This window comes from Anaerostipes sp. (assembly GCF_018381315.1).
Classification (GTDB): domain Bacteria; phylum Bacillota; class Clostridia; order Lachnospirales; family Lachnospiraceae; genus Anaerostipes.
The window spans coordinates 23,933-46,099 of sequence record NZ_JAGZSD010000002.1 but is presented as its reverse complement, the minus strand read 5'-3'; the positions used below and the strand labels follow the sequence as shown (position 1 = coordinate 46,099).

At 38.4% G+C, this 22,167-nt stretch carries 31 protein-coding genes; 6 read left to right on the top strand and 25 right to left on the bottom strand.

Annotated elements, in window-relative coordinates; genetic code table 11:
* Positions 1-403: 403 nt before the first annotated feature.
* Positions 404-880, top strand: coding sequence for an entericidin EcnA/B family protein (locus KH180_RS01570; protein ID WP_290755716.1), 477 nt, complete (start codon positions 404-406; stop codon positions 878-880).
* A gap of 25 nt (positions 881-905) precedes the next feature.
* Positions 906-1,565 carry an Ig-like domain-containing protein gene (locus KH180_RS01565; RefSeq protein WP_290755714.1) on the top strand — a complete coding sequence of 220 codons (660 nt, stop codon included), beginning with the start codon at positions 906-908 and terminating at the stop codon, positions 1,563-1,565.
* Positions 1,566-1,610: 45 nt separating this feature from the next.
* Here the strand turns inward: KH180_RS01565 and KH180_RS01560 are convergent, their stop codons facing one another.
* Positions 1,611-3,011, bottom strand: coding sequence for a glutamate decarboxylase (locus KH180_RS01560; RefSeq protein ID WP_290755712.1), 1,401 nt, complete (start codon positions 3,009-3,011; stop codon positions 1,611-1,613).
* A 134-nt stretch (positions 3,012-3,145) separates the two neighbouring features.
* Between KH180_RS01560 and KH180_RS01555 the strand changes: the two genes are divergently transcribed.
* On the top strand, positions 3,146-3,319 hold the full coding sequence (locus tag KH180_RS01555; protein ID WP_330624276.1) for a hypothetical protein: 174 nt from the start codon (positions 3,146-3,148) through the stop codon (positions 3,317-3,319).
* 48 nt (positions 3,320-3,367) lie between these two features.
* Here the strand turns inward: KH180_RS01555 and KH180_RS01550 are convergent, their stop codons facing one another.
* The 21 genes from KH180_RS01550 to KH180_RS01450 all read right to left on the bottom strand — a co-directional run bounded on the left by KH180_RS01550 (position 3,368) and on the right by KH180_RS01450 (position 18,217).
* The gene (locus KH180_RS01550) at positions 3,368-3,802 is read right to left on the bottom strand and encodes a zinc ribbon domain-containing protein (RefSeq protein WP_290755708.1); all 435 of its coding nucleotides are present in this window, start codon (positions 3,800-3,802) and stop codon (positions 3,368-3,370) included.
* Positions 3,803-3,855: 53 nt separating this feature from the next.
* Positions 3,856-4,656 (bottom strand): N-acetylmuramoyl-L-alanine amidase, encoded by an 801-nt coding sequence (locus KH180_RS01545; RefSeq protein WP_290755707.1) that lies wholly within the window; start codon positions 4,654-4,656, stop codon positions 3,856-3,858.
* Entirely contained in the window at positions 4,643-4,915 is a 273-nt protein-coding gene (locus KH180_RS01540) for a phage holin family protein (RefSeq protein WP_290755705.1), read from the bottom strand. The genes KH180_RS01545 and KH180_RS01540 overlap by 14 nt, the downstream gene beginning before the upstream one ends.
* Before the next feature lie 13 nt (positions 4,916-4,928).
* On the bottom strand, positions 4,929-5,213 hold the full coding sequence (locus KH180_RS01535; protein ID WP_290755703.1) for a CTP synthase: 285 nt from the start codon (positions 5,211-5,213) through the stop codon (positions 4,929-4,931).
* 8 nt (positions 5,214-5,221) lie between these two features.
* Positions 5,222-6,352 (bottom strand): phage baseplate protein, encoded by a 1,131-nt coding sequence (locus KH180_RS01530; RefSeq protein ID WP_290755702.1) that lies wholly within the window; start codon positions 6,350-6,352, stop codon positions 5,222-5,224.
* Positions 6,353-6,354: 2 nt separating this feature from the next.
* Positions 6,355-6,921, bottom strand: a complete 567-nt coding sequence (locus KH180_RS01525) for a putative phage tail protein (RefSeq protein WP_290755700.1) — start codon at positions 6,919-6,921, stop codon at positions 6,355-6,357.
* Positions 6,922-6,930: 9 nt separating this feature from the next.
* Positions 6,931-8,094, bottom strand: a complete 1,164-nt coding sequence (locus tag KH180_RS01520; protein ID WP_290755698.1) for a baseplate J/gp47 family protein — start codon at positions 8,092-8,094, stop codon at positions 6,931-6,933.
* Positions 8,095-8,108: 14 nt separating this feature from the next.
* Complete coding sequence (locus KH180_RS01515; RefSeq protein ID WP_290755696.1) at positions 8,109-8,579, bottom strand: DUF2634 domain-containing protein; 471 nt, start codon at positions 8,577-8,579, stop codon at positions 8,109-8,111.
* A 17-nt stretch (positions 8,580-8,596) separates the two neighbouring features.
* Complete coding sequence (locus tag KH180_RS01510; protein ID WP_290755694.1) at positions 8,597-8,884, bottom strand: hypothetical protein; 288 nt, start codon at positions 8,882-8,884, stop codon at positions 8,597-8,599.
* Positions 8,884-9,888: an XkdQ/YqbQ family protein gene (locus tag KH180_RS01505; RefSeq protein WP_290755692.1), complete on the bottom strand. Its 1,005-nt coding sequence runs from the start codon at positions 9,886-9,888 to the stop codon at positions 8,884-8,886. Before KH180_RS01505 ends, KH180_RS01510 begins: the two co-directional genes overlap by 1 nt.
* A gap of 12 nt (positions 9,889-9,900) precedes the next feature.
* A complete protein-coding gene (locus KH180_RS01500) occupies positions 9,901-10,869 on the bottom strand; it encodes a PGRP and LysM peptidoglycan-binding domain-containing protein (RefSeq protein ID WP_290755690.1) in 969 nt (322 codons plus the stop codon).
* 15 nt (positions 10,870-10,884) lie between these two features.
* The gene (locus KH180_RS01495) at positions 10,885-13,032 is read right to left on the bottom strand and encodes a hypothetical protein (protein WP_290755688.1); all 2,148 of its coding nucleotides are present in this window, start codon (positions 13,030-13,032) and stop codon (positions 10,885-10,887) included.
* 353 nt (positions 13,033-13,385) lie between these two features.
* Complete coding sequence (locus tag KH180_RS01490; protein ID WP_290755687.1) at positions 13,386-13,892, bottom strand: phage tail assembly chaperone; 507 nt, start codon at positions 13,890-13,892, stop codon at positions 13,386-13,388.
* Positions 13,893-13,906: 14 nt separating this feature from the next.
* Entirely contained in the window at positions 13,907-14,374 is a 468-nt protein-coding gene (locus tag KH180_RS01485; protein ID WP_290755686.1) for a phage tail tube protein, read from the bottom strand.
* A gap of 12 nt (positions 14,375-14,386) precedes the next feature.
* Positions 14,387-15,802: a phage tail sheath subtilisin-like domain-containing protein gene (locus KH180_RS01480; RefSeq protein ID WP_290755684.1), complete on the bottom strand. Its 1,416-nt coding sequence runs from the start codon at positions 15,800-15,802 to the stop codon at positions 14,387-14,389.
* Between the two features lie 3 nt (positions 15,803-15,805).
* Positions 15,806-15,979 (bottom strand): hypothetical protein, encoded by a 174-nt coding sequence (locus tag KH180_RS01475; protein WP_290755682.1) that lies wholly within the window; start codon positions 15,977-15,979, stop codon positions 15,806-15,808.
* 1 nt (position 15,980) lies between these two features.
* Positions 15,981-16,841, bottom strand: coding sequence for a hypothetical protein (locus tag KH180_RS01470; protein ID WP_290755680.1), 861 nt, complete (start codon positions 16,839-16,841; stop codon positions 15,981-15,983).
* Between the two features lie 241 nt (positions 16,842-17,082).
* Entirely contained in the window at positions 17,083-17,205 is a 123-nt protein-coding gene (locus KH180_RS01465) for a hypothetical protein (protein ID WP_290755678.1), read from the bottom strand.
* Positions 17,206-17,207: 2 nt separating this feature from the next.
* On the bottom strand, positions 17,208-17,627 hold the full coding sequence (locus tag KH180_RS01460; RefSeq protein WP_290755676.1) for a DUF1492 domain-containing protein: 420 nt from the start codon (positions 17,625-17,627) through the stop codon (positions 17,208-17,210).
* An 18-nt stretch (positions 17,628-17,645) separates the two neighbouring features.
* Positions 17,646-17,918 carry a hypothetical protein gene (locus KH180_RS01455; RefSeq protein ID WP_290755675.1) on the bottom strand — a complete coding sequence of 91 codons (273 nt, stop codon included), beginning with the start codon at positions 17,916-17,918 and terminating at the stop codon, positions 17,646-17,648.
* An 86-nt stretch (positions 17,919-18,004) separates the two neighbouring features.
* Complete coding sequence (locus tag KH180_RS01450; RefSeq protein WP_290755674.1) at positions 18,005-18,217, bottom strand: hypothetical protein; 213 nt, start codon at positions 18,215-18,217, stop codon at positions 18,005-18,007.
* Positions 18,218-18,374: 157 nt separating this feature from the next.
* On the opposite strand from KH180_RS01450, the gene KH180_RS01445 reads away from it, so the two are divergent.
* A complete protein-coding gene (locus KH180_RS01445) occupies positions 18,375-18,698 on the top strand; it encodes a helix-turn-helix transcriptional regulator (RefSeq protein ID WP_290755673.1) in 324 nt (107 codons plus the stop codon).
* Positions 18,699-18,705: 7 nt separating this feature from the next.
* A complete protein-coding gene (locus KH180_RS01440; protein WP_290755672.1) occupies positions 18,706-19,425 on the top strand; it encodes an ImmA/IrrE family metallo-endopeptidase in 720 nt (239 codons plus the stop codon).
* 99 nt (positions 19,426-19,524) lie between these two features.
* Here KH180_RS01440 and KH180_RS01435 read toward each other — a convergent pair whose 3' ends face one another.
* Both KH180_RS01435 and KH180_RS01430 read right to left on the bottom strand, forming a co-directional pair.
* The gene (locus KH180_RS01435) at positions 19,525-20,598 is read right to left on the bottom strand and encodes a serine/threonine protein kinase (RefSeq protein ID WP_290755671.1); all 1,074 of its coding nucleotides are present in this window, start codon (positions 20,596-20,598) and stop codon (positions 19,525-19,527) included.
* Between the two features lie 335 nt (positions 20,599-20,933).
* Positions 20,934-21,179 (bottom strand): hypothetical protein, encoded by a 246-nt coding sequence (locus KH180_RS01430; RefSeq protein ID WP_290755669.1) that lies wholly within the window; start codon positions 21,177-21,179, stop codon positions 20,934-20,936.
* Between the two features lie 107 nt (positions 21,180-21,286).
* On the opposite strand from KH180_RS01430, the gene KH180_RS01425 reads away from it, so the two are divergent.
* Positions 21,287-21,490 (top strand): helix-turn-helix domain-containing protein, encoded by a 204-nt coding sequence (locus KH180_RS01425; RefSeq protein WP_290755667.1) that lies wholly within the window; start codon positions 21,287-21,289, stop codon positions 21,488-21,490.
* Between the two features lie 113 nt (positions 21,491-21,603).
* Here KH180_RS01425 and KH180_RS01420 read toward each other — a convergent pair whose 3' ends face one another.
* Positions 21,604-22,140, bottom strand: a complete 537-nt coding sequence (locus tag KH180_RS01420) for a helix-turn-helix transcriptional regulator (protein ID WP_290755666.1) — start codon at positions 22,138-22,140, stop codon at positions 21,604-21,606.
* Between the last annotated feature and the right edge of the window lie 27 nt (positions 22,141-22,167).

Sequence of the window (22,167 nt, the reverse complement as noted above, 5' to 3'; positions counted from 1 at the left end):
AGCAGACATTGCGTCCATTTTGACCAGTTCAGAGGCCTTCGCACTAAGCTCAGTCTTCACTTTGTTTGCCTTCCCGAAGTGTTCCAGACCGCTGGTCAAAATATCATATATCATAAATTATAACATGTCTTTTTCCGGTTCATTATGTCAATTCTGTTTCAAATCGTGTTGATTTTGTATATTTGGGACTTTTCACCTGAATTGAATAAAACAACTCTCCGGGCTTTGAAAACCTTATATTTTTTTGTTAATTTTTTCGTTTTCCCGGAAGCTTGGTACGTTCATTGGTATTTATCTCAGTATAAAAAATTACAAAACATTTTAAATGAATGCAGACTTTAATTAAATTTTAATAATAGGGAACTATAATAAAGATATCAAAGATGGGAAAGGAGATATTATTATGAAAAATAAAATAACAACTATTTTAGCTTGTGCAGCCTTTGTCTTCCTGCTGGCAGGATGCCAAAACACTTCGAAAGAGCAGGCAGAAGCAACGACTACCCAAGAGATTGCCACAACCACAGAGACAGCTGAAAAAGCTACAGAAAAATCAACTGAGACTGAGGCTTCTGCTTCTGATACACCTGAATTCAGCAAATATGAGAAAAAAATCTCACAAATCACAAAAAAAATTCAGGCAGCAAAACCCGGCACAGATTCTTCTAAGAATCAAAAGAAATTCTACAGCCTTAAAAAGGAATTGGATGCCATAGACCACGAATTAGATACTCTGGATGATGAATACGAAAACCAATACGACACAGGCAATCTGTCTGCTGCAAAATATAAAGAAATAGAACGTAAAATTGACGCACTGGAAGATAAACTGGATTTTGCAGAGGACACACTGGAAAATAAATTCGGCATTGATGATTAATGTTTTATAAGAGGAGGTAAGTAAAATGAAAAGAAAGAAGCTTTGTATCATGATAATGGGATGTCTGATGGGACTTTCCCTGACAATGTCCCCGGCTGTGATCCATGCAGACAGTGATGATCCGAAACCCACATCTATCCGAAAACTCAATTACAAAAAACGGACTGTAAGGGTAGGACAAAAATTTGAACTGGAAGCCTATGCAAGACCGTATGACTGTGATGACGATCAGCTCATATGGACAACCAGCAACAAAAAGATTGTAAAAATCGTAAGCCGAGACCGAAGAGATGATGATATTACTCTGAAAGCGCTGAAAACAGGCAAAGTAAAAATCACCTGCCGAATCCGCGGCACCAGCAAGAAAAAAACCTGTACAGTGACAGTGAAGAAAAAAGCGAAAAAGAAAACGGTAAAACCGACCCGCATCTGGGTAGAAGATAAATATATGGATGTAGACGTTTATGATACGGAAGATATCGAATACAAAGTTCTTCCCAAAAAAGCGACCAACAAAAAAGTAACTTTTTCATCCAGCAATAACAAAATTGCATCTGTCAATTCCCGCGGTATTGTTTATGGAAAAAAGCCGGGCAGAGTAAAAATCACACTGAAATGCAAAGGCGATTCTAAAATAAAAGCCTATGTCTATGTACTTGTTGAACTAGATGAAGACGATGACTAGCATAACTTAAATACTGCCGGCTGCGTGATGCAGCCGGCAGTATTTTTAATGGGTGAATCCATATACTTTTTGTTCCTCTTTTTCATGGACCAATATCCTTGCATTGTCCAGCTCATCTATGGATTCTTTAAAATCCCTCATAAACAGCTCTGCCATATCGCGGCTTAAATCTGCCCGGCATACAATTCTCTGAATCACAATATCTTCAAGATCAGCAGGCAGCGGATAAGCGGGAACCTGCCACCCATGCATGCGCAGACGGTCAGCCAGATCATACAGACTCCAACTGCTGCTTCCCGTCAGCCGATAACAGACAATCGGCATATTCTCACCCTTATTATAGATCTGGAATCTTCCCAGACTCTCGATTTCTCCGGCCAGATACATGGCCACATTTTTAGTGCGGTTCTGAATTTTTCTGTAACCCTCCATTCCCTGCCTGAGGAAATTATAGTACTGCGCAATAATCTGAGAAGCGCTCCTGGAAAAGTTTAATGCCATCGTGGGCATCTCTCCTCCCAGATAACTGACCTTAAAAATCAGTTCCTTAGGAAGGTATTTCTCATCCTTCCAAATAATCCAGCCCACTCCCGGATAAACCAAACCATATTTATGGCCTGATGAATTTATGGAGACCACATTCTCAAGCCGGAAATCCCATGCCAGGCCAGGATCGGTAAACGGTGCAAAAAAACCTCCGCTTGCTGCATCTACGTGAATATATACTTTATGAGCTGTTCCCGCATTATATTCACTGACTGCCCGGTCCAGGGCAGCAATATCATCAAATTTACCGGTATATGTAATTCCCAATATTCCGACAATCCCAATCGTATATTCATCAACGGCTGCCACAGCCTTGGCAATATCCAGGCTCATATGATCCGCATCCATCGGTATAACACGCATTTCAATGTCCCAGTATACACAAAACTTTTCCCAGCATACCTGATACCCGCTGGAAATAATCAAATTAGGCTTTTTCGTGATATCCACACCCAATGCTTTTGCCTGCTTTCTCCAGCGGAACTTCATGGCCATCCCTCCAAGCATACAAGCTTCGCTGGATCCAACGGTACTTGTACCGATATAAGACTGATGCTTTGGCGCATTCCACAAATCTGCGATCATATTCACACATCGGTTCTCAATCTCTGCTGTCTGGGGATATTCCGATTTATCTATGGCATTCTTCTCCAGAGTCTCGCTCATCAGCTTTACCGCTTCGTCCTCCATATACGTCTGGCAAAACGTAGCTAAATTTAGCCGGGCATTGCCTTCATCCAGCAGTTCATCGCTGATGAGCCGGTAAGCCATGTCCGATGAAATACTCTGTTTTGGCAGTACATTTTTAGGAACAGCACATCCCATATCTGCATTCTCAAAAACAGGCGTTTCATAGGTATCCTGATTCTGATTGCTTTTGTTCTTACGGTCACATAACATTTCACTCACCTCCTCCGCTTATTGTAACGCTTTTTTTGTCCATACAACTACAAATTATAAAAAGTTTTATAAAGCTTTTAGTTTTCTTGCATCCTTTTTTCTTTTAAAGCCATACTAAATGTGAGGTGATGACAATGAGAAATGAAGATATTCCAATCGGTTTTACTATGGAACTGGCACAGCATGAAAATGCCCTGTCTGCATTTTCCTCTCTGACCAATGAACAGCAGCGTCAAGTCATCGACGGTGCCAAACAGATGAAGACCAGACAGGAAATGCGTAATTATGTTGAAAACCAATTTAAATAAAAAAGAACAGGAAACAAAAATTTGTTTCCTGTTCTTTTTCTTTTCCTGTCACTGTTTTACAAACTCAGGATTTTTCATCACATAGTTAATCTTTGTCTTATCGTTCCAATACCCTGCAAGAGCTACGGGAAACCATCCAATTAATACATTTACAATGAGCGTTACGATGAGAAGTTTCTTCTTGTTTTGATAAGACTGTACCAAGTCTACGGATGGATTTTTTACTTTCTCTGCCTGTACAAACCTTAAAATAATAACGACTACATTATAAATAGCTCCAAACCAGACAATCCAATAACTTAATGCTAACCATGCATAGAAAAGTGTTACAACACTCCAAAAGATACCGGAATTCCGCTCTTTCCTGCTCAGGAACAGACGAAATTGCTGCTCCTTTTCCTTTAGAGCCTCCAGCTTTACCCCGCACCATTCACAGTACAGAGCATCCTCCCTGTTCTCTTTACCACAATTCTGACAAATCATCTCTCTCCCTCCGAATCATTGTATCGTTGTAACTAAATTATATCATAAATGTGCTATTTTTTCCTGTTTTTATACAATGCTTTACAAGTTTTTCTTCCTGCATAACTTCCTTTATTCCAGTTCAGCTGTTCCCAATATCCCTCTAACATTTGCTGGGTCCTTGGTCCCCATATTCCATCTTCTGAAAGCTTCGGAAGAGTTCCTGTATAACAATCGTTTAATTTTTCCTGAAGCCAGCAAACCGCCTCTTTTGAAGATTTTTTTTTCACAGAAGTATATTGCATAGCTTTTTCCTGCTTTATTGTTTCTCCCGCAATTCCTTCAGCGATTGCTCTGGCCACAACTTTATAACCACACTTTGTGTAAAGTTCATAATCGTCTTTGTCGTCTACGAAACAAACTTCCACAAGAATCGCTTTATTGGCTGTATGATTCAGATAGTATAGCCCTCCGGTTGTCTTAATTCCCCTGTCTGAAAAACCAAGTTTTTTCATATTTATTAAAATTTTTTCAGCAGTGCGTTTTTTGATTCCAGAAGATGATGTACACCAGACTTCAGTACCTGCTACTTTTCCATCACCCTCACAGTCATTTCTTCCTGAGTTCAAATGAATGGATACATCCAATATTACCTCCCTTTTATTACACTTGCTGACAATTTTTTTTAAAACGTCTCCCTGGCTTTTCCCATTGCTGCAGGTACAATCGTATACTTTATGTCCCGCAGATTTTAATAGTCGGATAATTTCTTTTACAATCAGTCTGTTTTCCTTGGATTCATCCAAAAGTCCAACTGCGCCGCAGGCCGGCTTTCCAGATGGATTATGCCCTGCACTGATATTAAAACTTGCCATCTCGTTCACCCTCCACCAATCTTGTAAATGCCTGATGAAATCCTGTACTTGCAAGTCCGGAAAATGCACCATAGACCACCGGTTCCAATGCAACCGTCTTGTTTGCAATGCACCCCAAGACCGCTCCGCTTACAGCAAGAATCAAAGGTATGTATTTGTTCGGAATAAAATTAAGAGATCTTTTTACCACATATCCAATGATCAAAGATGCTGCCAGCACTATCGGCACATAATATTCCATGATAAAATTTAAATCCATCAAAAACCTCCTTCTATTTTTCAATGATACTCTCTAAGAGTTCATCTCTGATTTTTTTCATATTTTCTATCCCGTTTCCTGTTATCTGATGATTCAGCATTGCCGCTAAGCATTTGGATTGTTGTTTCTGCATTTCTTCCAGACATCTCAGCCGCTGATAATCTTTTTCTGAATGTTCCTCAAGCTGATCAACACGATGACTAAAGTGTACAGCCGGATAGATAATTTTATAAACGACGGCACCAGCTCCGCCAATGATGCTGATCCCGCCGCATACTGCTAAAATTTGTTCGATCACTTTTTGTCTCACCCTGTTCTTTTCCAATAGTAAACCGTTATATACGGCTGCAGATTTTTATTTGTTCCATCTCCACCGCTGGTGTTTGTTGTATGCCCGGGGACTGTATGATTATGTCCCCCACTTCCAGACATTGAGTGCGTGTGGTTCCCTGCATAAGGAGTGGCAGATTCCCATAAGGTATCTTTGTTCTTTTCAGGACATGCCAAATCTCTTGCGCCTGCTGCAGAAGTAATACAGTCAACATCAGCGTAGACCCCATGTCTGTGGTTTCCTGCACTGTTTATCGTATGTGAGTGGTTTCCGACATTGCTAACTGTCAATCCATTTACGCTGTGATTATGTGCCGCTACTACAGAATTCTTGTTTCCTCCTGTTTTTTCTGCTGCATTAAACAACGGATCTGCTGTATTGACTCCAACCAAAACCTGACCTTTGGCAAACTCCTTCCATTCACCTCCAAATAGTGCAGAAGGATTTTGGGGACTTATAGATGTATAAATACTGCCCATTGGATATGTTTTTTCCAGAAATGTCTGATTTAAACGGTCCACCCCATTTTTCAGTTCATTGACAGCCAAAACAAGGCTTTGTTTTTCACTGGTTTTTAGATTGTCTAAATTTCCCATTTTAACTTCTACATCCTGAAATTTTTGATTTACTTGATTCTTTCTTTCGTCAAAATGCCAAAAATCTACTAACCCTGCAGGGGTTATAGAAATTTGTGTTTCCGCTTTTCCAGAATTCTTCAAATGAAATTTCCACGTAACTGAAAAACCAGGTTCTTCTGACGCTGCCGGAATAGTCTTTGCTTCTGCCGCCTGTACAAGGCAATACAAAATTTCACCTTCATCCGGGTCCAGTGCAAAAATTCCAACCTGCCAGAGTTCATATCCCTGTAAAAGTTTTGTGTTTTCCAGAAGCACAGAAATATCTATATGACCATCTATTTCCTCTATTTTCTGGAACGTAATAATCTGATTGGCCCCGGTCAATTCTGTCTGATCTTCCAACTCGCTCACCAAAGCTTCTCCAGTCCCTGTCTGTACTTTTGTAAATTTTAATATTTCTCCTGCTATTAATTTATCTTGCAAAGCCTGCCCTTTTTTTGTAATGACTGCTGATTTCCATGCATTCATTTTTATTCCACCTCAATTCTATAAAACTGATGTTCTGAAACACAAATTCCAGTGTAAATCCATACATCTGCCTCAATCAGTTCTGACATCTTAATTTTATAGCTGAGATGCGCCGGTTTTACTTTGTCTACAAAATCAGTAACAGGCTTTAGGTCTCTGACATATCCCATAACAAACACCTGAAATTTATTTTTGCCGATATTTTCTTCAATCTCAACATTATGACCTGTCAGTACCTCAAGTACATTTTCAATTTTTTTTGGATTATTAAATCGATGTCCCAGATTTTCTATTAAATTTTTCCGACGCTGTTCTGTGCTCCATCCGGATTCCGGAAAAAGGCCATACTGTTCTTCCCAATAATTCAGAGACCACGTTGCGGTCTGTATCATAATCTGATTAAGAAAATCATCAGGAAAATTGTTTATCTCATCCAATGCCAAACCAATGCTTTGAAACAGTTTGAGGGCGACATAGGAATTTCCATAAACAGGACTGACAAAATCAATAATTTTCTGTGCTTCTTCACTGGTCAGTATTTCTTCCATCAATTTTGTATGTGCTGCCATAATTACCTCCTATTCTGTCAGTTCCAGATTCTGAAGATCCAACACCGGTATTTTCCCGCCATCGATCGGTATATTTCCCTGCTGACCATTTACAATAAGATTGCTGAAATCGTAAACGCCAGATGTATTTCCCAAAATATTGGCGATCTTTGTATATCTGATTTCTCCATCGGCCTCCGCTGTCGTTAAATATTCCTGCATACCCTTGATAAACATATTTCTGACGTTTTCAATTGTACTATCTTTTAACTGAACAACTGCTTTCACTGCAATAGAAAGCTCTGCCGCCGGTTCTACAGCCACTATGGAATTAATGGGTGCTAAACGCTCATCCGGATTATCCGGTCTCATAATATAATTTTTGACTTCCAGACATAATTCATTCGAAGCAGGTTTTCCATCTGAACTTGTCAAATAAATGGTCACGACTCCGCTTCCATCTTCAGGACTGACGATCCTGGCATTTCCTGTTCCCTCCACAGACAAAGCCCATCGTTTATAATCATTCATATTACCTACAAAAGAGTCACCTTGTGTCTGATCATATTCCATAATCCTCTCTCTCAAGCTTTCATCTTCTTCTGCTTCCAGACCTCCTGCAATAGGAGCAGGATTTGTAACCGTATTTATCCCTTCAATAATATCCGCCTGCAGAATAACCGTGTTTTCAGCACTATTACCTGCTAATCCGGCTTCTATGCTCTGAATTTCTATATCTACGAAACCATCTTCCTCAATTTGCGCCTCCATCATCGTCTCATATTCCTTCTCAGGTTCATCATTTATACCCTCTGTGGTAAAAACAGTCCCCTCTGGTATAAGTGTACCGGCCTGCCCTTCAATATGTAGCATCCCTTTTGCATTGATTGCTTCTTTTCTTTCCAACCCTCTTGTTTCCGCATGATAATCCAGGTAAATCCCCTCAGCAAATCTTGGCCAAATCAATTTAAGTGCTTCTACCAGTTCAAATTCTTTCATTCGGGAAACTTCGATGGCTGTCGGTTTTGTCAAATCATATACAAATCCGCCTTCAGAGGTATCCAGATCTTTCTGCAGATTATCCAGCATTCTTTTATGAATTTCTTCCTCACTGGATTCCTCAAGAAACTTAGGGACTTGAAAATCATCTTCTTCTAACTCTTCTTCTAAATTATCTAAAATTTCTTCATCCATATACTTCCTCCTTACTATCTCTCGATTACAGCCTGCAGCTCAGCCTCGTTCGAATCAATACCAATAACTTTACATAACACCTCCACAGCATCAGGATCTTTCCACTGGAATGTGACAGACTGCACAAATTCTGTCCTCCCATACGGATCTGCCTCCAATGCTTCCACAATTTCGTTTTCCAATATACTCTCCGCTTCTTCGCGGGAACCTGCCTGAAAAGCCTGCTCAATATCAATTCCAATATCATCACTGTATGCCTGACATACATATCTTCTTGTCTGTATAATTTTTTTGCACCACTGCTTCCAAGCCTCCAGACCGCTGCACTCTACCAGTTTCATAGAGCCATCCCGTTTAAAGTCTTCTAATCCATCGTCAAAACAGATACTTTCTTTATATCCCACTGGTTCATCATCTATTTGTTCTTCCAGCTCCTCTAACTCCAAGTCTTCATCTTCCATATCCTCAGGAAAAAGATTGTCCATATCATCACCTCCCCAATTTAGAATTCGTCCACAGCTTCTACCCGGTCCACTATTATCGGTGTTTCGTCTGCCCATACAACCAGTACTCTTATACTTTTGCCTGCAGATTGTGCAAGCTTTTCTTTTAAGGTGCTGCATAGTACAAGTTCATCATTTCCGATAATATTATCCGGAAAACTATCCAATACGAGTCCTTTATTTTTATAAGTACCTATCTCTGCATTAGGAATAAATCCTGCTTCTTTGATCTTCCCTATTCTCTTCTGTAAAATAGCTGCCAGCCTTATATTTCCTTTCACCGCCATCAGGTTTCCACCTCCAAATTCATTGTTCCATTAAAACAGTCATGCTCAATACCAATTACGGTATAATAGCCTATTAAGGCCCCTGCACCGCTTTTAATTCTGTGCCCTTTTTTAATGTATGGATTGTCCACTGCTTCCAATGTACGTTCGTATGTCGGCTTCCCGTGTTCTTTTAATATTTCTTTTGCCTCTTTCTTTGCATGGGCAGATTTCTTATCGTCTGAATCTCTCACAATGATTTCCTGAAGAGTACCATAGCGGGACGTATTCCCTTTTACCACTGTGACTTTTTTAGGTGGCAGTTCCTTTTTTTCTGACTCCTGTTCTCTGTAAATTGCCACTTTTGTCACCATTCCGTCCATTGTAACTCTGGTATTTTGTGATAATGCAGAATCCTTCTGATTCAAGGTATAAATTTTTTTATTATATGCTCTTTTGCGTATAGTCAAAACACCCTTTTCACAATAAATCACATATTTTATTCCTGTTTTTTTCTTCACTTCCTCCAAAATTGTAAGTATGGCGTCTGAAATGTATTCTTCCCTGATGATCTTCCTCTTGTGTTTAATGCTTTTATACTGAAAATTTAATTTGATCCCCCATCGTTTACAAATGGTTTGAAGAATTGTCTTTGTATTCTTTCCCTTTGGAAAGAAAAAATTATCCTGTGAATTCTGCAAATAAATCAGCCGGTCATATGCTGTGAAACTTAAATCCTTCGTCACGTCACTTGTATAATCTTTCTCCCAAATAATTCCTCTGAATATTTCTTTAAAACCGGTTCCCGCATCACAGTATAAATATAAAGAATCTCTAACTGTAATATTATTATATAGATATTTGTATTTATCCTTTATGTTGGGAATTGTAATGGAAACACTTTGAGCCAATTCCTCATCGTTTTGTGACGTCGTAAGGCTCGTCAGCAGATTTGAGACGTCATATGAAGCCTTTTTTGTTTTTATAAGGCACCTGTATAACGGATGCTCTAATGATCCTGCCATTCCATCCACCTCCTACTTTACCATTTTCATCAATGTATTGTATCCTGCCATTCCATCCACCTTTAGACTATGCTTTCTCTGATAGGCCTTAATGGCTTTTACAGTTTTGGGGCCGCATATGCCGTCTTTTGCAGTTCCCACTTTTCCCTGAACAAACTTCACAACTTCTCCTCTTTTTCCACTTCTGATCACAATCTTTTTCATAGCATTTTTTGTTTTTGCATCCAATTTGCCGTTCACAGACAACTTGGCATATTTATCTTTGTTAATCGCTTTCTGAAGTGCAACCACTGAAGTTTTTTTCTTTGGTGTTTGGGAAGCCTTTGGAATTGTCAGAACTTGTCCTTGGTAAATTTGGTATGGTTTTGTCTTGATACCTTTTTTTCTTTGACTGGCATTTTTCTTATCAATCAACGATTTATTGGCCTTATATATTGTCATATATTTTTGACCGTCTCCATAAAACTTTTTAGCAATATCTCTCAGTGTTTCTTTATTATTTCTAACCTTATATTTCTTTGTACTTTTTCCTGAAGTCCTTTTTTTGGCAGTTTTATTCAGTGTAAGGTCTGCTGCCTCCACAAAAGAAATGGAATAGTTATAATCTCCCATAGAAACAATGTGATAGCTGAACTCATCTATGTAGACTGGAGTTTTCTTCAGCGCCGTACCCGAAATCGCCAAATTGAGCTTCTTATGATTTTCTTTCCATTTCTGTATCTTATTTACATAATAGGTGGGGCTATTTTGTTCCGGATTTCTCTTCTTTACAAAAGACAGAGTTTTTCTTGAAACAGCCGGGAAGATACCTTCCCAGCTGACTGTACTCAGATTCCTACCTCTGGGCAGTTTAACTTCTCCCAGATCTAAAATTTCATACTCTTGAAACCTCGTTGTACTTGAATAAGAAAGCTCTTCCGGAAGCAAAGGTATTTTTATATATTTTTTTGCATTGCTTGCTTCTGATATTTTTATTTGCATTTTTGCCTCCTCTTCTTACTGCACAGCCGGAATATTTTGATAAGCTGATTCCAGAGCATCCGCCAAAATCCTGCAGATTTCATCTGATACTTGATTTTTTTGTTCTTTCAGAACTTTTAAAAGATCAATGTTTGTTCCATTTCCGTCCTGTCCGCCTTTCAGCTGAATAGTAATATTTCCGACAGATACACTGACTGGTGCCTTTTTCTTTCCTGATCTTCCGCTACCTGCAACACTTCCTCCACCGACAAAACCGCCGTCTGCGTGCTGAGATACACCAAGCATTGCCCCTGCCTGCTGCCAGAGATCAAGGCCTCTTTTTCTTCTCTTTCCACCCAGAGGAATAATCACCTCAGGTCCGTCTTCACCAACCCAGCTCAGCATTTTTCCGCCTACAAAGCTGCCGTTTGCATTTTTAGCAACGCCTGCGCCTCCTACAACATTAAATAAAGAAATACTTGCAAGGCTTGCAGCTGCGACCTGTGCTGCTCCAGACAGCATGGAAAGTGCATCTACAACGCCGATCGCTGATCCTCCCATTCCTTCAATCATACCGGCTGCGTTCTGAGAACCATCACCCAGTCCTTGTACCTGCTTTTGTGAACCATTTGAGGTAGATCCCAAGTTTTTGATATCACCCTTAGCCTTGTTAGAACTTTTCCCAACGCCACTCATACCTTTTTTGGCATTTTTAGTGCCTTTATCCATAGATTTAAGACTTTTCTTTGTTTTATTCACTGTAGAGTCAATTACTTTTCCCACATCTTTTCCATTTTTCTTTCCGGCTGCCTTGCCATTAGGTCTAGTTGCTTTCTTCTGCTTTTTGGCTCCTTTCTTTTGTCCTTTCACTATCGTGTCATATCCATACTTGAATCCAGGATTATACATGTAGTCAGAATATGTATCATTGCCGACACCATATGGATCTATTTTATCCGACGGCTTTGTCGGTATCTTTGGTGTTTTGGGTGTAAATAAGTTTTTAACACCTGTAAGACCCTTTTTCAAAAACTTACCAGCGCTTGCAATCGGTTTCGGAACTTTAATATTCTTAATGTTTTTTTTAACATTTTGGACGCCATCATAAAGTGCTCCGGCAATTTTTTCCCCGCCCAAAGTACCGGCTGCACCTGCTAGAAGACCTACTCCTGCACCTGCAATAGTTCCTACTGGACCAAAAGCAGTGCCTAATGTTGCTAATTTTGCTGAGAGGGCTGCTGTAGCTACTGCGCCTCCTAATAAACCTCCCCCTTCTTTTACGGCAGTTCTTGCTCTGTCTTTTGGCTTTGCTGTTGCAATATTATAGCCAGATACCGCATAATCTAAAATTCCAGGGGCTCCTTTTTTCAGAAAATTCAATCCTTTTCCAAGTGTCTTAGTTACTGGCAACCCCTTTACTTTCGGTACTACTTGTGCTACCTTCTTAACTCCTTTTCCAATTGTTTTAGTTATTGGCAATTCCTTTATTTTGGGTGCTACTTGCGTTACCTTCTCGACTCCTTTTCCAACTGTTTTAGATATTGGCCATGACTTCACTTTTGATGCTGCTTTCGATGCTCCACCCTTTATTTTGTTAACTCCTGTTTTGATTTCCTCTGGTAAACCTGCCTCCTCACTCAAATTTTTGTATTCTTTTATAGTTTTTTCAAGAAGCTTTTTCTTTGCATCTGAAACCACGGTGTCTTTATACTCTTTTGCTAGACTCTTTCCTTTATCCCAGACTTTTTCGATAAAAGGCTTCTGTTTACTTCCCCCTTTTGGTTTTGTACTGTCTGATGAAGTGCTGCTTCTGCCAACAGCCTGTCCAATTCCATATTGTATGGCTGCCCCTGCTGATGAGACTGCGCTTTGCGGACTATTCCCTGAAACACTTCCCACAGCACTTATCGCTTTTTGGACATTGGTATCTACATTAACCCTGACATTAAAAGATCTTCTTTCCAGCTGTTTTCCCAAAGAAATAATATTTTGAATTTTTTTTGTTGCTGTATCTACAGCCGAGATTTGCATATTAATTTTTAAACCATTTAAACGGTTACATTGTCTGATGATTTTTTCCATTTTTTTGTCCAGTTTCTCCAGACTTCGATAAGCTTTTCCTGCACCCGGAGAAATTTTGTCTGTAAAATTTCCTTTCATATTTAAGACCAATGTTTCTGCCATCCATTTTCCTCCCTTCTCTCGAATATATACCCCCTCATAGGGCACACCATATTTCATACCCTTCGGGTATAAAAAAAGAAAAGACATCAGAGAAATCCTGTATTACCTCTGATATCTTTTCTTCTGTATTATTTCTATATTTAATCTAAAACCCCTCAATGATATAGACCAAAATCAAATCAGTTGGATTTATCGTGCATCTTCCTCTGCCTGATTTGCTTCCTCTATTGCCAGCATTGTCGAAGCCAGGACAAATGCCCTCTCTCCCCGATTTAACCCGAGGATTTCTGAGGGCAGTCTCCCCTGTCTCTGCCAGATGAAATGCAGCTTCGCAGCCAATGGACTGGCATTAATTAGTTTTTTGCATATTCCTCTTCAGAAATTTCAGAGTCATAAAAGCCGCTGATCTTATCAATCTGGTCATCAATAGCATCCTTTTCCCCTGCTCTTAAGACTGTATTAATAACATCAATCCCTCTTAATACAGGAAATCCTTTTGCTTCCAGCCCCTTCATAACAGAAGGATTGTCCCATACTTCCTCTTTGTCAACGGTAGCATAATAGATTTTCCATGCAGTAAACTCTTCTACTCTTAAATCTTTTTCAATCGGAGGCAGCTTTGGATTTGACGGATTCGGCATTTTAACAACTGCATTTCTTCTTGCCTTCACCAATTCTTCCTCACTTAACGGTCTGACTTTAAACTTAAAAAATACCTTATTATTTCTTTTAACCTGAATTTCTGTCTGGAGATCATCATCATTTCTGAAGTCAGCTGCTTCTAAAAGCCCCTGTACCAGATCCAATTCATTTTCTTTTGTTACTTTTACCATTTCTTCTGCTTTTGCTGCATTTCCCATTCTATTCTTCCTCCTTATTTTGTTCCGTCAATCCACTCGATAAAGTATGGTACTTCATTGACCACGAAACTCTGCTGTCTTGTAACCACTTCTCCTGCTTTCAAAGTCATCAAGTCGAAATCCCCGTCCGGCAGACAATTCTTTAGTACCAGTCTCTGCTCCTTGCCATCTGTATTGCGGGCTGCAGATGCCTGGAAATCATATGTCGGAATGGCTCCGGTTTCTTTGATGCTTTTTAACAATGGGGCAATGGTCAGATCGTCTCTGATCACCGCTCCTGTAAAATTCAGAGTGAATTTTACTTTATCCGGAATAGCATACTGCTGTACATCCCCTACCGGTTTGTACTCAATATTTGCAAAATTTGCTTTAATTTCATATTCCTTTATTTCAGCCAGTAATACCGGCTCATTTTTTACGTGCAGAAATAATTTTCCATCATTTCCTGTCATGATTGTTCTGACATCAATTCTTTCTTTCATCTTTTATTCCCCCTATTCTGCTGCTCCAAAGCTAAACTGATAATTAAGATATACCTTTTCAAGGCTGTCAAGATCTGTCACCTTAATAACAAAATGAACATCATCGGTTCCGTGTGGATTTTCCTTGTCTTCAAAGAAATCTGCTCCAACCATCAGTTTCTTTTCATTTACCATCTCATCTAATACATCTTTTGCTGCTTTGATAACTGCAGCAATTCCATCAGAATCACAGTTTACACGTCCGATAAGAGGAGTAATTGTACGGTCGATTCTGTCAAAGATTTCATATCTGGTCATAGTCCTTCTTACTTTCTTCCATCCGGCATCCTGATTTTCCGCCGGTACTGTCAGTGTATTGACACCACTGTCAAACCATACCTGTCCATCCTCACTTGGAGACAGCAAAAGCAGTCCATGGTTAATGGCGTCAATATACTCCTCATCTTTCAGTACTTCAATTACATCGACTGCATTAGGAATCGCCTTATGCACAATAGACTGATTTGTCGGGGTGCTCCCGATGACTCCGGCCTGAAGTGTAACAGCCTTATACCCGTCTACATTATTTCCCTGCATATCTACAAATCCGCTTCCAACATAGATAACATATTCACAATTGCACTCTTTTGCATGCAGCAATCTGTCTTCAAAAGATACATCTGTTCCTTCTCCGATGACACATGCACCAACAGAACCATTTTTCTTGATTCTGTCCATATATGTTTTCATGAGTGTGTGAACCCCTGTATCTACAGTATCTGCCACAAGAATATTCCATTTATAAGCTTCAAATGCTTCAAATGCTGTACTGTAATCTTCAGTTGTCACTGTAGTTTCAGATCCTGGAGTAATTGGTTCCTGTACAATTTCTGCCAGCTGTTTTGGTTCTTCAGTCTTTTTTGCTGCAGTAAAAATGGATGATTTTTTATTTACTGTATTCACAAAAATCTCTACTTCATTTCCATTTTCAGGAATATCATATTCCATTTTTTCTTTTAAAACTGCGCCTTCATAGACTGACAGTTCTTTTCTCATACTGAAACCAAGTTTTCTTTTTAAGGTAACAGAAAATTCAATCGGTGAAGGATATTTCGTTTCCAGTGAAACAACAGCTGCATCTTCTCCATCTTTTAATTCGAGTTTTCCTGTACTGCCTCCTGTTCCCAGCCGATAAATATACACTTTCTGAGCTCCGCCTTCAAATAAATTAAGTGCGCCTTTGACCGTACCGCCGTTTCCATACATTGTGCTTACTGTATCTGCTTTCGTATGTACGGTGACTGTGGCAAGAGGTCCAAAGTCCGCTTTGATCGGAATTGCAAATACCCCTGTCATTGCACCCGCTACTGTTTCTTTTACTGGTGTTTCATACTTGCGATAAACACCAGGTCTGATTTTTTCTTCCCCTGTATGATATGTACCTGCCATAATTTAATGTACCTCCTTATTTTTAAAATTTTGAATTATTTTTCTTGCTTTTCTTTCAGTTGCTTCTTTTACTCCGGCTGAAGAAAAAGCAGCTCTGATCAAATCTTCAGACGCTGCCAGCACTTGCGGATTCGAAGCAAACTCTTCGACACTATATGTTGTCTGTTCTTTCTGCATGTCATTCCTCCTGAATATTAATTTTTCTGATCGGTTCTTTTTCCACCTCTTCCCGAAGAACTCCATACTGGCATTCAACAAAGAATTGTCGGTTTTTTAAAGGATTCATCGTGTCGTTGTAGTTTATCTTAGAGATAAACATTGGTCCGCCGTCATTCATGATAAGTTTTTCTTTCATCAGCAGCTTCTCACTGATATTTCTGATCAGGAAGGACTTGGATTTTCTGTCAGACATAATATGAAGACGGATACCTGCATTAATCCATGTCACTTCCCAATTATCCCCATAACTTCCCGAAGTAACACTTTCCAGCCTACCATAAATCGCAGGTATATCTTCTGATGATTTCCATACTTCTTCCATATCATCATATCCAATAATTTTTGCGCCAGGATAAGCTGCCTTCATCCATTCATTTAAGGTTACTACCGGATCTGGCAGCTGAACCTGTTGATTTTGAAATTTCATTATGTCAAAAATATAACATCCTAATTTCTTATCCTGGAATTCGGAAAATTCTGTTCTGTTCCATCTGGCACAGAGAGAGGTGTCCCGTCTGCTGAAAAAGCAGAAATCCATAGAGTCAAGGATTGCGGTTTCCAAGTCTTCCGGCTTAACTCCCTGTTCTATGGAAGTTAGGACTGTCAGTTTTAATCCTTGTTCAAACTGACGCTCCATTGCCTCATTTTGAGATAAATCTACCAGTATTCTGGGGTATGGTTCTCCATCCCACTTTGCATCTGCATCATCTGGAGCTGTCCGGATGAACACCGCCGGCTTACCGTCGTAAACAGCCAGTAATTCTGAGATGCCAACACATTCTGACAGTCTTTTACAGATTAAATCTTCGATTTTTTTCACCTCCTGAAATTTTTTTGCTATAGCTTTTATTAAAGATCATGATCTCTATGATAACTATATCATTTTGAATACGGACATTGTGGGCAACTTATCTGCACAGATCCTTTAAAATAATATAGGTAAAAAGAATAAAGGATAATGAGACCTTACTACCTTACTTGACATCTCTTATCCTTTATTCTCTATTATAACTATATCAGCTTATATTGGGACATTGTGGGCAAATGTCTTTTTACTTCCCTCAAAGATCCATACATAGAAATCCAATTATAACCATTGTGACAGCCATCCAAGTTGGCATAATATTTTCAGCAATACCGAAAACTGCAGTAAAAATAAAAGCACGGCCTAAAATTTTTTTCATAATTACTCTCCTCTATTTCTTTCACTATGAACAAGCTTCTCCTCACAAAATTTCTGATATTTCCTTGATGCAGTCCTCCGGTCCATTCCCAATTCATCCCCGATTTCCTGCCATCCAAGATTATTGATAGATCTAAGCCGTATTATAAGTCTGAGTTCCGGATCTTCAATCTCCTGCAAAAACCTTTCGATCTCTGCTCTTGTGTACAGCAGTTTTTTTATGGAAAGATCAATCAGTTCCCTGATCTCCTCCATTCGAACTGCATAATCCGCTGTTTTGTCGCTCACTCCGCTGCCAAACGGCATTCCTGTAAGAAGAGGCGATTTTATCATACTCTTACATTCCATCCAACTCAATTCCTCATTTAGTTTCTCAATTTCTCTGTTCAGATAATGCATCTGACCCAATTCCTTTTCTGTCATAATCATCCCCTCATTTCCTTATTTAATATGCTTCCAGCCTATATACATTGATCCTGATGTGGGCCTGTATACTTCCACTAAAGGCTTCATCCTATTTACCGCTCTTCCATTAAAATGAATCTGCCTATTTCTGATTTCCCCTGCTGCCCTGCTGCGGTACTTTCCTATCCACTCGTTAATTAACCTGAGGGATATTCCATAAAACTCTGACAAACTTTCTCTTGTATAATGATGCAGCAGAATACCAATAACTGCGTCTATTTTCCCTTTCTCAGTACTAAAGTCAAACATATGGCTCCTTTCCCATTTTTGTCTATTATGCCTATTGTCTTTTCCAAACAAATGTTCTATACTTATTTTTATCAAAGGTAAATCTGTTACGTTTCAGACTCTGTATGTACAAACAGATACTCCAAAGGCATCTGCGGAAAATACCCCTTTTTCAGAAGCATTGCTTCTTCAATAGTGAATCTTCCGGTGCCTTCCAGTTTGTCCTGCACGTCTTCTAACTGCAGATTTAATGCACCCGCAATTTCTTCATTTGTGATATTAGATTTTATTAATTCCGTTTTTAAATTCATATATGGCAACAGTCTACCTCCTATTTATTACTCATTTGCGTAACTTATATTGTCATGATATACTCATTCGAGTTATTTGTCAATGTATTTGTACGCATTTGCATATTTTTTTATTTACTTAAACTTTTTAATATGCTATTCTTTCTATAGAAAGGCGGTATTTTTTATGGGAATTGGAGCAAAGTTAGAACTGTTGTTAAGAGAACATCATATGAATGCCAACGAGCTGGCCAAAAAGATTGATGTGGCACCTACGACGATTTATTCTATGATTAAAAGAGACAGCCGAAAGGCCGATATTGAAGTTCTTTTAAAAATTTCAAAAGAACTTGGAGTCACCACAGAATATTTCTGCGACGATGAATCTCTGACCTCTGACAGTCAGAAAGAACCATCTTATGAAGATTTGAAAACATTGATTGCAAGGAATGGCAAAGAAATGTCCATTGAGGAAAAATTAGAACTCATAAAGATGTTATCTGAATTATAAAGGACTGGTGGATTTGAATTATCACGATATACTTGTTAAGATACTCGATGTTTACAAAGACTGTGGGATTCAGTCATTTCCGATTGACTGCTACAGCATTTTAAGACACTACGGATACCGGATTTTCACTTATCAAAATATCCGGGACATTAATGAACGGCTCTATGAATACTGCAGGAACTATTCTGAGGATGCATTCCGCTACGGGGCCAACCGGATCATTGCCTATGATGAGACAAAATCTCCTTTTCGGGTTCGTTTCTCCATTATGCATGAGCTGGGACACATAATGCTGGAGCATTCCAAAGAGTGCTCTTACAATGAACACCAGGCGAATTTTTTTGCAAGTAATATTCTGGCTCCCAGAATGGCCATTCATTTTGCCGGCTGCAGAAATGCGGATGATGTATCCTCCCTCTTTCAGATCAGCAGGGAGGCCGGCTCTTATGCTTACCAGAATTACATACTGTGGAAAGATTCTGTATCTAATGAGGTAAGCGATATTGACGAAGCTATGTACCGTCATTTTTATAATGAAGATATAGGAGAATTTATTTACAGGACCGCTGATTGCTGTATCTGCGGAAAAACAATTTATAATTCAGATGAGGACTTGTGTATTCACTGTAAGATGGATCAGATAAGAAGGCAGTGTTCCTGCACACAAATGAACAGCAATGAACGGATGCTGATGAATATGGAACAGCAGCTGCTCAACAATATATAGCAGCACATATTCCATCTGATAAAAGCCTTATAATAAAAAACTCATATCATATGTCCAACAGCCATATGATATGAGTTTTTTATTATCTAAATTATTTTTTTAATATGCTCCGTTTAACCTCAAACAATAATAGGATGCCATCACCGGCTTCCCATTTTTATAACCCACAATTTTGATTGGTAAAGAAGCAGTATGCTTTTTGGGATCCTTGCGTTCTGGTATAAATTGTTCTGAACATCCGGATTTTATTATTCCATCACAGTTGGATGGTCCGGGAGTCGGGGTATTCTTCAAGTTTTCAGACTTAAAAACCTTATAATAGAGAGTTACTCCATTCTTAGCACAGAACCAAATCTTCTCTTCATTGTTGCTTTGGTCCAAATAATGATAAGTGTAGCCATACTTACCTGCGCCTTTTCCATAATACACCATAGAATATCTTTTTGCTATGTCAACTCCAGAATAAATAGAATGATCTGCAAATTTACTGGCACTATTTACTTTCTTGTCAAAACCCTCAAGATCAATAGGATCAGACAGGCCAGGCAGCTTTCCTGTATAAGGCTTTCCGTCCTGATAATACGCAGCCCTTGGAGAGGCGTCATAAGCTTTTCTCTTATAGGATTTCAAAAACTTTCCTTTTGCATTATATACCTTAATTTTTGCCGTTGCAGTTCCGGCTGCTTTCTTCATTTTAACTGAAAAATATCCATTCCTGCTGCCGGCCTTTTTGGTATAAGTCTTCCCGTTCATAATGACTTTTACCTTATACTTCGGCCTTACATATCCTTTTATATATTTTGAGGACTTATAAAATTTTTTGACTGAAATGGTTTTTGCCAAAACATAAACTTTTTTCTTCGTATAAGCTTTCCACTTCTTCCCTTTCTTCCAATAGGACTTCACTGTCAAAGTTTTGCCCGCTGCCTGTTTCGGAATCTTTACACTGTAGTTTCCCTTTTTACTTGCAGTTGACTTGTAAGTCATCTTCCCAATCTGAATACGCACCTGGTACTTTCTCTTAGTCTTCCCTTTTACCGCTGTTGCCGTGTCATACACCTTGTTTACAGACAGCTTCTTTCCTGCTGCATGAGCCGGTATTGCCGGCAATGCAGAGACTGCCAAGATTCCACTCATAGCCGTTACAAACACTTTGCTTTTTAATTTATTCATTCCCCTATTCCTCCTTTTGTTCTTTACCCTTTTATTATACTCCTATTTCATAATACCTCCATACAAAATTTCATTTATACATTCATTCACTAGTGTTTTCTGTAATTTGCCTAATCCTTTAAAATCATATCTCAAAATTACCTGGTATTATAAACCAAAAAATAGCGCAAACGTTGTATTATCAACGTTTGCGCAAAAGCCGAAAACCGGATTTGAACCGGCGACCCCTTCATTACGAGATGTATTTTATTACACCCGATCCTTTAAAATATAGACTTTTTTATATGACTGACTACTTTTTGACTACTATATTTTTGTTATGAGCTTTTTGTAAATTAAATATATCTAATACCTTTTAGCACTTTTACAGCATAACTGAATCCATCATAAAATCCTTGACGTTTACATTCTGCACCATAGTCACTTTTCTTATCTGATAAACATTGTTTGATACATAAACTAATTTCCCCACATCCACTTAAATATTCCTCAAAATTCCGATTTGCGATTTTGACACATTCCATATCTTTCTCATTTTCCATATAGAAGTCATAAATCAAATTTAATATATTTATTTCCATATCTAAACTCCTATTATTGTATGGGGTGTATATAAATACAGGCTATATTATTACAGCTTATATTTTAACACACCTGTATCTATACTTAAAGAAAAAAGGAAAAAAATATGGCTAAAATATATATAGATTTAGAAAAGGTATTAAAAGATAAAAATATAAGCAAAAACAAAGTATGCTCACATTGCAATCTGCAACGTACACAACTGAATAATTACTGCAAAAATAAAATAACACGCATAGATTTATCTATCCTTGCCCGTCTGTGTGAATATTTAGAATGTACACCCAATGATATTTTAAAATTTTATTAGTCAAAAATATGTAGCTAAAAAGGGTGTCAAGGTCAAACAACGTTTGTTTATATAACCTTGACACTCGTTTCATGTGTTATAGATGAACCCATCCTTAAGAAAAGGGCAAAGCATTATTTATGATTTGCCCTTGTTTGAATTGTTTTTTCTTTCATTTCTTTATACATATTTTCCGAAGCTTTTTCAATCTTCTCCACTACATAGCGATGATATAAAATATCTGCAAGATCTTTTTTATCTTTATAATTCTTAATAAACCAAAATAACATTACATCTAATTCGGCCTCTGCCTCATCCCAATTATTTTCTAATTCAGCCATTTCGATTTTTACCCGCTGTTCTTCAACTATTTTCATAAAGCCTACCATATCAGTAAATGAAGTATCTAGTTTATCAAATATTTCTTTTTTCAAGTCTTCATAACTTCGTTGATCTAACAATAAGTCATTCGGCGTAATCTGTAAAGTCTTACAAATTTCCATTAGCTTATTTAATGATGGTGAATATAGTCCTCTCTCCATTTGAGAATAATTTTGATAATTCATTTCTATACTTTTAGCAAATTCTTTTTGGTTCATTCCTTCTTTTAGCCGATATTCTTTTATGTTTCTAGCTATATTTCCTACGTCAATATCTCTAAATATACCCATTTTTACTCCTTTTTCAAAATAATATAT